This window comes from Brevibacillus humidisoli, assembly GCF_020923435.1.
Classification (GTDB): domain Bacteria; phylum Bacillota; class Bacilli; order Brevibacillales; family Brevibacillaceae; genus Brevibacillus_E; species Brevibacillus_E humidisoli.
This window is the reverse complement of record NZ_CP087263.1, coordinates 1,739,224-1,753,774: the sequence shown is the minus strand read 5'-3', so window position 1 is coordinate 1,753,774 and position 14,551 is coordinate 1,739,224. Positions and strand designations below refer to the sequence as shown.

9 protein-coding genes are annotated in these 14,551 nt (G+C 52.0%); 1 reads left to right on the top strand and 8 read right to left on the bottom strand.

Going from position 1 to position 14,551, the window contains the following annotated elements:
- Window positions 1-37: 37 nt before the first annotated feature.
- From LOK74_RS08705 to LOK74_RS08675, 7 genes are all read right to left on the bottom strand, one after another.
- A complete protein-coding gene (locus LOK74_RS08705; RefSeq protein ID WP_230046247.1) occupies window positions 38-1,297 on the bottom strand; it encodes an esterase/lipase family protein in 1,260 nt (419 codons plus the stop codon).
- A 121-nt stretch (window positions 1,298-1,418) separates the two neighbouring features.
- Window positions 1,419-2,159 carry a 3-oxoacyl-ACP reductase FabG gene (gene fabG / locus LOK74_RS08700; protein ID WP_230046246.1) on the bottom strand — a complete coding sequence of 247 codons (741 nt, stop codon included), beginning with the start codon at window positions 2,157-2,159 and terminating at the stop codon, window positions 1,419-1,421.
- A 50-nt stretch (window positions 2,160-2,209) separates the two neighbouring features.
- Window positions 2,210-3,127, bottom strand: a complete 918-nt coding sequence (phaZ, locus tag LOK74_RS08695; protein ID WP_230046245.1) for an intracellular short-chain-length polyhydroxyalkanoate depolymerase — start codon at window positions 3,125-3,127, stop codon at window positions 2,210-2,212.
- The gene (locus LOK74_RS08690; protein WP_230046244.1) at window positions 3,120-4,148 is read right to left on the bottom strand and encodes a 3-oxoacyl-ACP synthase; all 1,029 of its coding nucleotides are present in this window, start codon (window positions 4,146-4,148) and stop codon (window positions 3,120-3,122) included. Before LOK74_RS08690 ends, phaZ begins: the two co-directional genes overlap by 8 nt.
- A gap of 14 nt (window positions 4,149-4,162) precedes the next feature.
- Window positions 4,163-7,378, bottom strand: a complete 3,216-nt coding sequence (locus tag LOK74_RS08685; protein WP_230046243.1) for an AfsR/SARP family transcriptional regulator — start codon at window positions 7,376-7,378, stop codon at window positions 4,163-4,165.
- An 81-nt stretch (window positions 7,379-7,459) separates the two neighbouring features.
- Complete coding sequence (locus LOK74_RS08680) at window positions 7,460-8,959, bottom strand: class I adenylate-forming enzyme family protein (protein ID WP_230046242.1); 1,500 nt, start codon at window positions 8,957-8,959, stop codon at window positions 7,460-7,462.
- Window positions 8,960-9,282: 323 nt separating this feature from the next.
- The gene (locus tag LOK74_RS08675; RefSeq protein WP_230046241.1) at window positions 9,283-10,656 is read right to left on the bottom strand and encodes a sugar phosphate nucleotidyltransferase; all 1,374 of its coding nucleotides are present in this window, start codon (window positions 10,654-10,656) and stop codon (window positions 9,283-9,285) included.
- A 217-nt stretch (window positions 10,657-10,873) separates the two neighbouring features.
- Between LOK74_RS08675 and LOK74_RS08670 the strand changes: the two genes are divergently transcribed.
- The gene (locus tag LOK74_RS08670) at window positions 10,874-12,616 is read left to right on the top strand and encodes a phospho-sugar mutase (protein WP_230046240.1); all 1,743 of its coding nucleotides are present in this window, start codon (window positions 10,874-10,876) and stop codon (window positions 12,614-12,616) included.
- A gap of 66 nt (window positions 12,617-12,682) precedes the next feature.
- Here LOK74_RS08670 and LOK74_RS08665 read toward each other — a convergent pair whose 3' ends face one another.
- A complete protein-coding gene (locus tag LOK74_RS08665) occupies window positions 12,683-14,527 on the bottom strand; it encodes a sulfotransferase family protein (RefSeq protein ID WP_230046239.1) in 1,845 nt (614 codons plus the stop codon).
- Window positions 14,528-14,551: the final 24 nt, after the last annotated feature.

The following is a 14,551-nucleotide window of genomic DNA, read 5'->3' as shown; positions in this document are numbered from 1 at the left end:
CCTGATGTACGTGACAATCCTATTTATCACGCTTCCGCTACTCGCGCAGCCACTGCTCAATCTGGTTGGCCGCCGACTGTGCCCAACCTAGTTCCAAGTGATTGAGCTGTACAGTTACATTGTCGGCAACATTGCCGATTCCCGCTTCTGAGGCTGCACTGTCGATAAAGACGACTCCATCGCTTGGTCCTGTGTGTTCATTGTGGATCGTCGGAATGTCGTTTTGATTGCCGGAGAGCAGGTACGTATGAATGCTGGATGGCACTCCTGCATCCAAGATCGTTTGCACCAGTGATCCCTGCTCTATCGCAGTATCGATGCCATCTCCTTTGGTATAAAACCCTTGACCGCCGTAATACGTCGTGTACCAGTCCTGCTCTGCCATGGGCAGTGGATAGACATCATCCCATTTGGCCAGCATCTGTTTCTGGCCAGGGAAAAAATTCCCTTTTGCCGTCGTATAGATAGAGAGCTCGGGATGATTTCGCCACAAGCCGTAGCAGACCATCTGCGTATGCGGTGCAGGCGCATTTACCGTACCGCCGCACTCGGTAAAGATGCTGAAGTTGTGGTACCATCCGTGCCGGAAGATGTAGTCAAATCCCTTGTTAGGATTGCCGAGCAAAACCAGCTTGCGGATATCACCGGCGTACGCTGTGCCACCGCTTTTTTTCACCGAGGAAGCGTACATGCGGGCAGCAAAAGCGCCTTTGCTCCAGCCAACTACATCCACTTTGTCGGCTCCGGTCACGTTTTTGACGATCGAGATGGCGTTGTGGATATGTTCAGCCGTATAGTAATTGTCACCTTGTTTGTGGCTGAAGTTGACCGCAAACACTTTATATCCTCTGTCTGCCAGATACTGCATCAATCCGGTATCGGGACATGAGGTAGCTCCGCAACCATAGGAACCAAGCTCGTTGGGATTGGCCCAGGCACGATCGGCATTGTCATTGGCACCGTGAACCAACAAGACCGGGGTTGCAATCGGATTCGTCTCATAATCGGGACCGTAGTAGAGGAGAAACCGACTGGAATGGGGCTGCTTTACGTTGCCGAAAAAGGTGAGCCGCTGCCCTTCTTGGTCACCTCGTCCGTCGGGTGGGTAATCTTCCGCTTGAAATAATGGATTGCTGTCATGCCAACGCTCCACTTTGCTCCACCCGTTCTTGACGCTGGTAAACGTCTGTTCCCGTTCCAAAGTAGCAGTAGAAGCCATACCCTTTTTAGCCGGCACTGACATCAGGCTGACTGAGAGAGAAAAAATCAGAAAAGAAAGAAAAAACAACCGCTTCATGGTCATTCCTCCTTCGCGAAGTGCTGCTGTTTAAACAAAGACAGCGCAACCGAATCATAAAAGAAAGCGGTTGCAAAAAGGTTGCACAAGACGCGCTCGTTTCCGCTACAGCTTCCCGTTTTCAGATGACCAGACCACCGTCCACTGCTAGCACTGTTCCATTTACATAGTCCGATTCCGATGAGGCGAGGAAGAGGTATGCGTACGCTACATCAAGCGGACTGCCCAACCGTCGCAGCGGGACACTCTCCCGCAGTTTGGTGATGACTTTCTCTGGAATGGTGGCAACCATCGCCGTTTCAATAAATCCCGGCGCAACCGCATTAACTTGAATGCCCTTGGGTCCCAATTCTTTGGCCCAGGTTTTGGTCATGCCGATTACTCCTGCTTTGGAAGCGGCGTAATTGCTCTGACCGATGTTGCCGTGCACGCCGACAATGGAGGCGGTGTTGACAATCTTGCCGTTGCCTCTCTCCACCATCTGCGGCACCAATACCTGGGTGCAGTAGAAAACGCCGCTCAGGTTCACATCGATTACCTGCTGCCACTCTTGAGTGGTCAGCTTGGTCAGCATCCGGTCCTGTGTGATTCCCGCATTGTTGATCAGAATGTCAATTCCGTCAAATCGAGAGAGAGCTTCTCCAGCCATCCGCTTGACGCTCTCTTGGTCTGACACGTCCACCTGTATCCATTCCGCTTCGCTACCGATTGCCGCGACCTCGTCAACTACACTGCGGGCGCTGTCGACACGATAATCGGCAATCACCAGTCGTGCCCCTTCCCTAGCAAACAGGAGTGCTGTCTCCCGGCCAATGCCGCCTCCACCGCCTGTGATTAATGCTGTCTTCCCTTCCAGCCTCATTTCGGACTCCCCCTTATCTCAACACGAATCGCTGTCTATCTTTGTGACGTTCACAGTCTTTTTCCTGCATCATCCGATGAGAGAAACGCAGCAATCGATTGCAGCACTTCAGGCAGCGCATCGACCAGCGGTGAGTGGCCACAGTCATCCAGCACTACCCATTTGGCGTGGTTGCCGATATCAGTCAGCAGTTCCTGTGTCATCTGCTCGCTTATCACACGATCCTGCCTCCCCCATATGACGAGGGTCGGCATCGTAATCCGCCCGACTGCTCCGCTGCCCTTTGCCACAGCATGGTCTTCCCGACTGATATTGAACCGGTTCATCGCATCGTACACGTCCAACAAGTTGCGCTGGGTCAGCATATCCTCTAAATACGCTGCGTAGCGCTTCTCCGTCGGTTTTTGACACGTGTAGACCATTTCGTCCCACAGCTGGCGCAAAAACGCTTTATCCCTTCTGGCATAGGCGTCTTGAACCAACTGCATCTTAGGCAAGCGGGCAATCTCCTGTCTGCTTTTCAAGCGCGCCATGCCTACCCCGCCGGCTTCTTTAGGGTCCGGACGGTAGTAAGGATATCCGCGCGTGGAGAGAGAGGCCAACAGGACCAATCGTTGCACAGATTCGGGATGATCGGCGGCATACTGCATCGCTACACCGCCGCCCATCGACCAGCCAACCAGCGAGCAGGCAGGAAGCGAAAGCGCGTCGACCAAAGCTTTGACGTCGCCGGCAAAATCGCTCAGGCCCTCAATCGGTCGTCGGTAGCTGGAGAGGCCAAACCCGCGCAAATCGACAGCATAGATCGTATAATCCGGGGCGAAGGCTTCCAAGAAAAGATCCCAGTGTGCCGAAGATGTCATATTGCCGTGCAGCAAGAGCAACACCTCTTCCTTGCCGGGCCGCTTGCGATAACCCAGCGTTTCCCCGTTGGGCAGGTCAATCGTTTCCAGAATTACACTACTCATTCCACTCCCCCCATTTCATCGTCGTCGCTCCCCAGGCGTACCCGATCCCTGCGCTAACCAGCACAACCAAATCGCCATCTTTTAGTTTCCCGCTGGCCGCTGCCAACTCCAGTGACAGGATTTGATCAAATTGACCGATGTGGCCGTACTCGTTGAGGTAGATTGAGTTGTCTTGGTCCAGCCCCAGTTTTTGCAGCAATTGATCGTGCGCCGACTTTTTCATGTGCAAGACTGCCAAATAATCAATCTGGCGTCCACTTACGCCGCTTTTGGCCAGCGAGTGGCGAATCACCGTGAGAAAACGGTCCATTGACTGCTCCAGTCGCTGCTTCATTCTCTCCGGATGCGGCACGTCAAAGCAGGCTCGTCCCCGCTTGATTTCCTCAGCGGTTAATGGATTCTTTGTACCACCTGCGGCGATCAGAACGTCCTCAGAAAGGGAGGCATCGGTCATCAGATGGCTTTCCAGTACCTGGTTGCGCTGTAGCCCCCTTCGTAAAAGGATGGCTCCGCCGCCTGCTCCCAGGTTTAAGAGAAAGCGCGTGCGCGGGTTGCGGTAATCGACCAGATCGCCATTGCGGTATCCCCCTGCCAACAAAACGGTTCGAAGCGACGGATCTGCCCTCATCATGCTGCAAGCGACGTTTAACGCCATCACTGTCGAACAGCAGCGGAGTGCCGCGTCGAACGACCAGGCGTTTAGCGCCCCTATCTCCTGCTGCAGCTTCAAGCTAGCTGTCCAGACCGGATATTCCTTGTACTCTTCCCCGATGTAGATGACCAAGTCGATCTCCGTTGGATTGATCTGCGCTCTTTCTACCGCCTGACGGGCAGCGCGAATGCCCATCTCACAACTATGGTCTTGCTCACCAGGCACTGGCTTGCGCAGGATTCCCAGTTTTTCTTCTACTACATCCTGGGGCAAACCTGAGAGGCGACCGATCTCCTGGCTGGTTACAAACGAGTTTGGAATGTACAGACCGGTGCTGAGCACCCCGATCGGTTCTCTATCCATTTTCATCAGTTGATCCACTCCTACCTAGTGATGTTATGGTAGATTCGCTGTGTTGCGTGCATCGGTTCTACGCCGAACTCCGTTTTCAGCACCTCGCACAGGCGCTGGTACCACTTGATGGCTTGATGTCTGTTATGGGCGGCATCGTGCGCTTTCATCAACATTTGGTACGCTTCTTCCCAGCAGGGATCTTTGCGGATGATCTGTTCACACCAATAGATTGCTTGATCATAGGCCCCTCGAGAGAGACAAATCGCCGCCAAGCGCTCCGCCCCTTTTAGAAATAGCAACCGCAGGCGCTCCCGCTCCTCGCGGCACCAATCCGTATAGCGCCGATCTGGCAGATAGTCTCCTTTGTAGAGACGCAGTCCGGTATGGAGCAAGTCTTCCGCCTGTTCTGCATCATCTGTACCCAGCCCTTGTCTGATCCAACGTTCAAAGTCAGCCGCATCCAAGGTGAGGCCCGATGCAGGATGAAGCCGATACAGGGATCCTTGGCGATCGATAAAAAAAGGGGGTGACCAAGCCTGACGATTTGGCTCCAGTGCCGCATTTAGAGCATGCAAGGCCACTTTGAAATCTCGGTTGGCCGCCTTTTCATCAGCGCTGCCCCACAACAGGGAAATGATCTCCTCTTTCGGCAGAAAACGCTCCCTACAGGTAATCAGCAGTTGAAACAGTTCTTTCGCTTTGCCCCGGTGCCAATCCCGCTCTGCTACTTCTTTGTCACCTAACTGCACATGAAATGTCCCAAGTGAGGCAACCTCCAGGGAATGCCCCGGATGATAGCTCACATCTCGCAAGTGGAGATTGGTGATGAGCATGGAGCTAACCTCAGCCTGCAGCAGCTTCTGATGCGCCACCAACAGTAATGGGACAAGCTGCCGCACATCTCGTGGTCCAAACAGAGTACGTCCGGTCAGCAGGAAGTAATATCCCCCTTCGTCGACCATTTCGAGGAAACCGGTCATCACATCCTCAAACCGATCCGGCTCTGCATGGTATGTGAGCAGCGACTGCCAGAGCAGCGAGACGGTCACCCCAAACGAATCACCGCACGCCTGAAAATCGTCACGACACTGGGCCAAAAGGCGGGACGCCTCCGCCCAGTGTCTGCCGTATAAGACAGCAATACCAATGCTTAAGCGAATCCACGCAGACAGCCAACGGTCGTCTGCCCTCTCCGTCTCTTCTAGCGCCCGCCTGCCGTAGGCTACTGCTTGCTGCGTTTGTCCTGACCGGCCCAAAAGCAGGCAGAGGCCCATTAGCGGCTCCGCCTTGCCGCGTCTGAAATGAATCGCTTCCATACACTCCAGTGCTGTCCGATAGCAGATGTGCGACAGTTCTGACACGTATCCTGGCAGCAACTGCATCGCGTGGCCTTTCCTCATCCACCCGCACGCTTCCAGGTAAGGAGTTTGTGCGGACATACCCTGCGCAATCGCGGACTCAGCCATTTGCCTGGCATTTTCCGGGTTTCCCATCAGCGATTCGACAAAGGAGAGCAATACCGTTGTATCCCGATGGGTCTGGGAACGCAGCCGGACGCACTCGCGGCTCTCCCTGCGCCATTTTTGCTCCAGCAAGCGACGGGCCTGCTCAAGACGGCCCGTTCGCAAGTAAAGTCGTGCCTCCAGCTGCTCATCTGAAAAGTCGGTTTGCAGCAGCTGACAGCGACGATACCACCGCTCTGCATCCAGACTCTTTCCGGAATTGAGCAAATTTTCCGCAATTAGCTGATACAATTCCACCTTGGATGAAGCCACCTCACTCTCGCCATTTGCATCTGCGGCGAGAACTTGTTTCAGTACTTGTTCCGCTTTGTTCGGCTCAATCGTATCCAGAAAGATTTGCGCCTTCCTTTCCAGACCGGCATTGTCAGCTAGCGGAATACCTGCTTGTTCTGCCAGTCGCTCTCCCCTCGCATAGCAAGCGATAGCCTGCTCGTACTGATTGCGACGTCGGTAGAGATCCCCTTCTGAGATCCACAGGTGATAATGGCGATCTTTTACCGCTGGCGGAATCTGTTGCATCAACAACTGTAATCGTTCTATGTCTTCTACTGCTAGTATGATCTGACTGTGGCTACGAAACTGTTTGGACACTGCATCATAGTCATCGATCGCCATGAAGTGGACGATCGACTGCAGATACTCCTGCTGCTGCCAAAAAAAGTAGGCAGCACGCCGGTGTGCGTTCGTCGTCGATGCAATTCCACAAGAAGATTGCCGCTGCAGAAACAATCGAAACAGCGGATGGTAACAGTATTTGTCGCGGTCGATGGAACGGACAAACAATCCCTGTCGCCGGATATAGGCAAGCAATTGCTCTCCCACTCCCCAATCGCACAGTTCATCACACAAGGTCCCACTCATCCACTCCAGGACCGATGTTTCCAATAGAAAACGGCAAATCTCCTGCGGCTGTCCCTGCCATACTTCCGAGCGGAGCGAGTGAAACAGATCGTCAAACGTCTCTTCTCCCTCCCGTATGGATACCCCATGACGCTGCCTCTTCCACTGTTGGCGCATCGCATCTGCTGCCAGAACCCATCCTTCCGTCTGACGGTAGACTTGCTCTACCGCATCTGGATACAGTGTTATAACATCATCCCCGTCGAGCAGGAGTTGGATTTCCTCCCGGTCAAAGGCAAGTTGCTCATAACCAATCTCCAACAGTTGGTTTTTTAGCTTGTAGGTGCTCATCTTCTCCCAGCCCGGGTAGGTTCTGGTGACAATCACTAGATGGACGTGTTCTGGCAGATGCGCTGCCAGACACTGGACAAACCGATCGACCGGACCATCGTGTTCAACCCAATGGTAGTCGTCCAACAAGATCGCGAATTGCTCGTTCCTGGTACACAGGACGTTGACCAGCCAGGCGCACAATCGATGAAGTTCGTCCTTCGTACGTTCACCGCCGCTCGGGTCCGGCCACTCCAATTTGGCTGTGGCAAACGAGGGAAACTGCGACTCTACAGCGTGAATCAGGTAAGAAACAAATAAAGACAAATCACGTTCCTCAGGACCAATCGTGTACCAGCAGACCGGCAGCCGTCTGTCGCGGAAAAAGGCGGACAGCGCCGTGCTTTTGCCATAGCCGACTTCTGCAAAGACGAGTGTAATCCGATGATCAACCAGTCGCCGCAGCTGCTTCATCAGCCGGGGCCGCCAGATTGCCGTTTTTGGCAGTGCCGGAGGCATTAGCTTGGTTTTAACAATGGCGTGATGCATCATGCATAGGCTCCTCCTCTCTTCCCATTTGCCGTATGATCGATGTAAGCTACTCCAAAACGACGTGCTGTTGTGCCCAACGGGCTACGCTTCTGCCAGCAGTTGCCGTATCCGCTTCTTGTCCAACTTGCCAACGCCGGTTTGCGGAAGCTTATCCACAAACACCACTTGTTTGGGGACCTTGTATCCCCCCAGCTTAGCGGCGCAAAATGTTTGTACCTGATCAGCGGTCAGCAAGTCAGCAGCAGAAGGCACGATCACCGCTGTCACTCGTTCGCCCCACTTTTCGTCCGGCATGCCGACAACGACTGCTTCCTGCACATCCGGATGCTCCAATAACCGCTGTTCAACTTCCTGTGGGTACACATTTTCCCCGCCGCTGATGATCATCTCTTTTTTGCGGCCAACGATAAAGTAATCACCTTGCTCGTCTCGTCGTGCCAAATCTCCCGTCCGCAGCCAACCGTCAACCCATACTTCACCAGTCGCTTCTGGCTGGCGCCAGTAACCGCTGAATAGGTGGGGGCCGGCAATCAGCAGTTCTCCCGTCTCGCCCGGCTCTGCATCCCGTCCGTTCTCTGTAACCAGTTTCACCTGATTGAACCACATCGGTTTGCCGACTGACCCACGCTTCACCGCCGCCTCGCGCGGATCGATATAAAAGTTGTTGGGTCCCGCTTCTGTCAGTCCGTACCCTTCTTTAAAGGGGAGGCCTTTGCGGGCAAACGCCTCGTAAATGGCATGTGGACAAGGCGCCCCTCCCGAGAGAAAGGACCGCATCGAAGGAAGTTGCACCGCGGCAAATGATGGGGAGCCGATCACCAGGTGGTACATCGTTGGCACCATCAGCGCAATTGTGCAGCCTTCCCGCTCCAACAGGTGAATCGCTTGTTCCGGCTGGAACTCTCTTGCGATCACGACCCTGCCGCCGATGGCCAGCACCGGCAGGCAGAGAGAGTTTAAGCCGCCCGTGTGAAACATCGGCAAAAAGGTAGGGGTTACGTCATCTGCGCTAAGCTGCCAGCTGACAATGGTATTCAGGCAGTTCCAGATGACCGCCTGATGGGAAAGCACCACTCCTTTCGTTCTGCCTGTCGTACCGCCAGTGTACAAGATCATACAAGCATCGGTAATTACCGCTGTCGTTTCAGCTTGTGAGAGCTCCGGCCCGGTACCCAGCGCGCAGTGATACACCTCGCTATGGACGGCCAGTTTGTTGGCGATCGACAGGGCAGAGCCCGTATGCTCCTGTCTCTTGTGAAACAACAGCAGCTTAGGCGTGCAGTCAGTGACAATCTGCTGAAGCTCCTCAAGCGAAAGGCGCCAGTTAAGCGGCACGAAAATAGCTCCTAGCTTGATACAAGCAAACAACACGTCGAAATAGCAAAGATCGTTGGGCGCAAGTAAAGCGACCCGATCCCCTTTTCCAATCCCTTGACCACTGAGATAGCTGGCTATCCGGCTGGCACGCTGTTCTAACTGTCCGTACGACCACGCTTCTCCTGTCTGCGGATCGGTCACCGCCACCCGTTTTGGCGTCAAGGCAGCCCGTTCAGCCAACCAATCAATCATTCCCGCACTCATTCTCGTTCCTCCCCAGAGGTATTGGTTGAATACACATCGGGAAGCAGCCGCCATGACCGTTTCCCTGACAGCAGCCGCTTGCGTTCTCTTTTGTTATACCGTAAGCGGTTGCAAAAAAGTTGCACCGTTTCCGGTCCAAACGTCTTATCGTGCAAAAAGAAAAAACTGCTGGCTCATCATCGCAGCAGTCATCTCCCACGAGCTACGTTCGGCCTGGCACCGATCGAGGGCAATGCGGTTGTAAGCGAGAATACCCGGCCATCTGGAGTGTCATTACGTTCCCTCCGTACCACGGTTTCACTTGTTCCTAGATTATCATGTTTTCAGTAGAGTTCAAACGCGTTTTTCATTTCTTCCCATGACAAATAGAGGCGGACAATATCTTCTTCAACCAGTTTGGTTCCCAATTGTACTTCAATCACTTCCAGTTCTGTGATCGCCTTTACTCCGTGCTTGGCACCGACTGGAATCTGCAGCACATCCCCTGGTTTCACCTGGTACAAATGCCCGTCCAGCGCAACTTCACCCGTACCGGCAACAATCGTCCACACTTCACTCCGCATCTGGTGATATTGATAGCTAATGTTTTTCCCTGCATGAATACATAGCCGCTTGGTCAACACTTCCCGCTCGGTCGTCGTTTTGTAATCGAGGACCCGGTACCAGCCCCACCGGCGCTCCTCGAACATTGGTCTTCGTTCCAGTCGCTCGACTAGTTCCTTTACACGATGGCTGGCCAACTTGTCTGAAACCAAAATACCGTCCGGGCTTGCAGCCACTACTACGTTGGAGACACCCAATACGGTGATCGGGATGTCCAGATCATTCATGACATGGGTATTGGCGCACTCCTCGCTTACCAATCCGTTCCCGATCAGATTGGTCTGCATATCTTCGGTCAACGCATTCCACGTCCCCAAATCTTTCCACAAACCACAATAAGGAGCGACAACGACTCGTTCCGCTTTTTCGACTACTTCGTAGTCAAAGCTGGTGGTGGGCAGCTGTTGGTATTCACGCTTGAGGTCATCATACTGTGTCGGCAGCCCCCTATCTTCCATAAGCTGAATCAAATATCGTAATCGAAAGGAAAAAACACCGCAGTTCCACAGTGCGTGCTGCCGGATTAGGAGTTTTGCCTCTTGTTTGGACGGTTTTTCTTTGAAGCAGTCAACATTTACGAATGGCTGGTTCCTGTCACTCGTTTCACGGGAAGGAACAATATAACCGTATTTGGTAGAAGGGTCTGTCGGCATTACTCCAATCAAGGCAAGATTGGCATCCGAATCGTGTATCACATCCTCCAACCCTTTTATTTTATCGAAGAATTGATCCTCCACATATGGATCAACTGGCATCACTGTGATTACTTCATCCAGGTCGTCGCCATCAGCCGAATTAAAGTACGATGCCGCAAGCGCAATCGCCGGAAACGTATCTCTGCGCTCTGGTTCGATGATCAGGGGCACCTGCTGTCCCAATTGGCTGTGAATGAGTTCCACCTGCGCCTCGCCCGTCGAGATATAGGTGATCTCGGACAAATCGTTCCTCTCCAGTTGTCTCCACACTCGCTGCAGCATCGATTCCCATTGATCGCTGCCGTTTTTTAATCTCTTGATAAATTGCTTTGGCCTGGCATCACTCGACAGCGGCCACAGTCGTTTCCCCGATCCGCCCGAGAGCAGTACAAGCTTCATGCTGACACACCTCTTTTTTCGCCATAATCCCATAATTTGTACATGGAATATGCTATGACGATCCGGTGCAAGTTGAGTGGATAGATCAACCGGACAGCATGCGGAAAAGTACTGTTCTCATCCTTACTCAAGGAATGGATACATGTCCGTTGCGGTTCCATGCGAAGAGCATACGATGAATCAGATGTCCTTCGTAAGGATCAGGAGGTGTTCAGCCATGACCAATTGGAAAAAGCGATACCAACGCTGGCTCCATTTCTCACAGTTGGAGAGCGACCTCCGTCAACAGCTGAAAGATTTGCGGGAAAACGAGCATGTCCTCGAAGATTGCTTTTATAAACACCTGGAGTTCGGGACGGGCGGGATTCGTGGAGAAGTGGGGCCGGGTACCAATCGCATGAACGTGTATACGGTTCGCAAAACATCAGAAGGCCTGGCTCGCTATATCGGCGATCACGGGCAAGCGGCAAAACGTCGCGGAGTTGTGATTGGCTATGATTCAAGGCAAAAATCAGCCGATTTTGCCCGTGAGGCGGCGAAGGTGCTCAGAAAACACGATATTCTCGTCTATTTGTTCGACCGTTTGTGTCCAACCCCGCTTCTATCGTTCGCGATTCGCTATTTGCGTGCATTCGCCGGAGTCATGATCACAGCCAGTCATAATCCCCCCGAATACAATGGGTATAAAGTGTATGGTGCAGAGGGCGGACAGCTAACCCCTGCGGCTGCCAAACTGGTAACAGCGAAAATAAACGAGGTAACAGACGAACTGTCCATCAGTGTATCGGAAGTGGTCGACTACGATCGGATTGATCAGTTTAGACTGGTCTATGATGAGATTTTACAGGCTTATTTGTCCTGCCTCCATACCATACGCATACATGATCAGCGTTCAGCCGCCGCAAACCCGCAGGTACACATCGTGTTTACCCCGTTGCATGGTACTTCCTATCAAACGATTATGTGCGGTTTGCGTCACTTTGGCTATCGACACGTGACCGTCGTTCGGGAACAAGCAGACCCGGATCCCAACTTTACGCATGCTGCCTCCCTCAATCCGGAAGAACGACAGGCATTTTTGCTCGCCCTTGAGTACGGCGGACGAAACAACGCCGATCTGCTGATCGCCACCGATCCAGATGCTGATCGGCTAGGATTGGCTGTCAAAAGAGAGCCTGGTCCGTACATCGTGCTCAATGGCAATCAGATTGGTTCACTGCTGCTGTACTACCTGTTGACGGCGCGAAAAGAGGCAGGCACACTGCCTGCCGACGGAGTCCTACTGAAAACGATTGTCACCACGGAACTGGCCCGAGAGATTGCCACCGACTTTGGAGTTAAGACGGTTGATACCCTGACCGGATTTAAGTATATCGGCGAAAAGATGAGTGAATATGAGCAATCGGGTGAGCATCGCTTTCTTTTGGGAATGGAAGAGAGCAACGGCTATGTGATCGGCGACTTTGTACGGGATAAAGATGCTATCCAAACGGCGGTAATTGCCGCAGACATGTGTGCCTACTTTAAGGCACGTGGAAAATCGTTGCATCAGGTTTTAGCCGACCTGTATCGGACATACGGATTTTATCGTGAGAGTTTGTACTCGATTACGAGGAAAGGCAAAGCAGGACTGGGCCAGATATCTGCTCTGATGACTTCCTTTCGGCAAAGTGGACTGGCAGAGGTAGCCGGCCAACAGATTACCGCAATCGAAGATTATCTAACCGGTGAGAGGAAACAGATGGACGCTTCCGCCGTTGAGATCATTTCCCTGCCGAAATCAAACGTACTGAAGTATTACCTTGCCGACGGATCGTGGTTTTGTCTGCGACCGTCGGGTACGGAACCAAAAATAAAATTGTACCTTGGCGTGAGAGGAACATCGTGGGAGGAGAGCGGGCACAGACTAGCGTGTCTAAAAGAATCTGTCATCTGCAAAATCAATGAATGGATCACGTGATTTCTTCCAAACCACCGGCCAGTGCAACACAACAGCGGGTCCTCCGTTTTCGCGAAGGATCCGTTGTTATTCAATCGTAATACAAAATTCTCCATTCAGTTTGTATGCTTTCTTTTGATTCCTGAAATACATATACGCCTTGATCGTATGGAGGCCAGGCTGCAAAACTGTTTTATCAAGAACGATCTCCCAGCCGGACCGACTCATTCTTTTGTCTCGAAAGACGTTGGCTACATCTTTCCTCTCTTTATTGGCCACACAATGTCCAATCAACACATTCTCTGCATCAGCAGTCAGAATGACCTCGGAGGAAACCGTCGCATTGAATGGATTTCTCGCCCAGCCATAGCCAAAAATTTTGTTCCCTTTTGCATCGACACGATCAAAATAACCGGTCAGGTCACGATGATCGTCGACAAACTGCTCCACAACGATTTGATTCAGGAGAAAATCTTTTATTTGTCGTAACAATTCATCCCTATCACGCAGTTGGTCCTCTATTCTTTGGAGCGACCCTTCTCTACTCTGTATCATCCTCTCCTTGTTCGCTATCTCATACGACAAGGTTTTGACCCGGCGATCCAAAGCTGTAAAGACTGCATCTATTTTTTCTCCAAGGGATGGGGAGATTTGTTTGTATACACACATTTGGATTCGTACACGAAAGGGGGAGGCATTCGTAATTTTGGGGAGATTTCTCACATACAGTTGTGGGTCATGATTGGTCGAGAGAAAAGAAAGCGAGGTGCTTTGCTCCCCTAAGGGAAGCGTTCCATGACCGAACGTGATCCCCGCAAAATGGTTGCTTGCCGACCTGTGCATGAGTACGGTCCGTTTTTCATCGATTACCTCTATCGACTTGATTTCAACATAGGAGGGTATATTGACTGGGTCTATCCGCAAATCTCCCGACAAATCATCTGTGAACGCAAGCTCATACGTGTGGAACTTTCCGTCAGGAAACACCCTTGCCACAGTAGAATGCTGCTCGGAGTAATGACCGTTCGAGGGCAAAAAAATTTGAATGCGACAGTTGCTGTCTTCTCCATCGGCAGAGATCATGTTGGCTGCAGCGCGGTAGTCAAGATAAAAATCGTTGATTTGCTGATTGAATTCATCAGAAGCCAAAACCTGCACAGAATGCTCTGCCTGAAGACACAACTTGTACGTGTTGGTAAGCGATGATCCAATCTGTTCGTGGTCAAACAACTGTTGCAGTTCAGTTTTGGTGTGCCTGAGCTCCGGTTTTAAAAACCGTGACATGCGATGCTGCAACTCGCTGATCTGTTGCGGCCACAACAGATGAAACGTATTTGCTATACGCTTTAGATTTGTCTCCCAGTCCTCTAAAAAATGATCGTAATGTACGATAATTTTTGGTTTGTCCCGCAGCCAATACAACGATGAGAGTGTATATAGATTCCAGACTCCTAACGATTTCTCTATCGAAAAGCCGTCTCTCTTTTTTAGCGAATGAGCAACATCCAATGGGTTTCTGATACAAATCACGTAAAAAGGATCAACCTGTAATCGCTCTAAGATGTCATGCCATAGCGGCAACAATAAACTGGTTCTCGGGTCCTTCCAAGCCCACAACTCTTGTGGCAAAAGTTCCGCTTGAATGAAATCAGTTAATTCCTCACGCAATGGGCGAAGTACGGGGCTTTTCCACCATTTGTCCGGAAGAGGAACTGTTGTGTGCCAGGTTCGATTCAAAACAGATAATATCCTTTCGTGTATATCAACAATTCTGGCATGTTCCCAAAAGCCTTCGGGATTGTCCTCTCCAGGCGGCACAAGATCTTCCCTTTTACCAAGATAGGCCCCAAGAATATGCAAGGCTCCAGTCACCATGGACGTTCCACTTCGGTGCATACCAACAATGCCAATTGCCTTCGATCTTTGCCCCATGTTTTGCCGACCTCCGGTTCCTTG

What these genes read in the sequence shown, in the direction of transcription:
- LOK74_RS08705 (WP_230046247.1), bottom strand. Translation starts at nt 1,297, where the DNA reads ATGAAGCGGTTGTTTTTTCTTTCTTTTCTGATTTTTTCTCTCTCAGTC.
- fabG (WP_230046246.1), bottom strand. Translation starts at nt 2,159, where the DNA reads ATGAGGCTGGAAGGGAAGACAGCATTAATCACAGGCGGTGGAGGCGGC.
- phaZ (WP_230046245.1), bottom strand. Translation starts at nt 3,127, where the DNA reads ATGAGTAGTGTAATTCTGGAAACGATTGACCTGCCCAACGGGGAAACG.
- LOK74_RS08690 (WP_230046244.1), bottom strand. Translation starts at nt 4,148, where the DNA reads ATGAAAATGGATAGAGAACCGATCGGGGTGCTCAGCACCGGTCTGTAC.
- LOK74_RS08685 (WP_230046243.1), bottom strand. Translation starts at nt 7,378, where the DNA reads ATGATGCATCACGCCATTGTTAAAACCAAGCTAATGCCTCCGGCACTG.
- LOK74_RS08680 (WP_230046242.1), bottom strand. Translation starts at nt 8,959, where the DNA reads ATGAGTGCGGGAATGATTGATTGGTTGGCTGAACGGGCTGCCTTGACG.
- LOK74_RS08675 (WP_230046241.1), bottom strand. Translation starts at nt 10,656, where the DNA reads ATGAAGCTTGTACTGCTCTCGGGCGGATCGGGGAAACGACTGTGGCCG.
- LOK74_RS08670 (WP_230046240.1), top strand. Translation starts at nt 10,874, where the DNA reads ATGACCAATTGGAAAAAGCGATACCAACGCTGGCTCCATTTCTCACAG.
- LOK74_RS08665 (WP_230046239.1), bottom strand. Translation starts at nt 14,527, where the DNA reads ATGGGGCAAAGATCGAAGGCAATTGGCATTGTTGGTATGCACCGAAGT.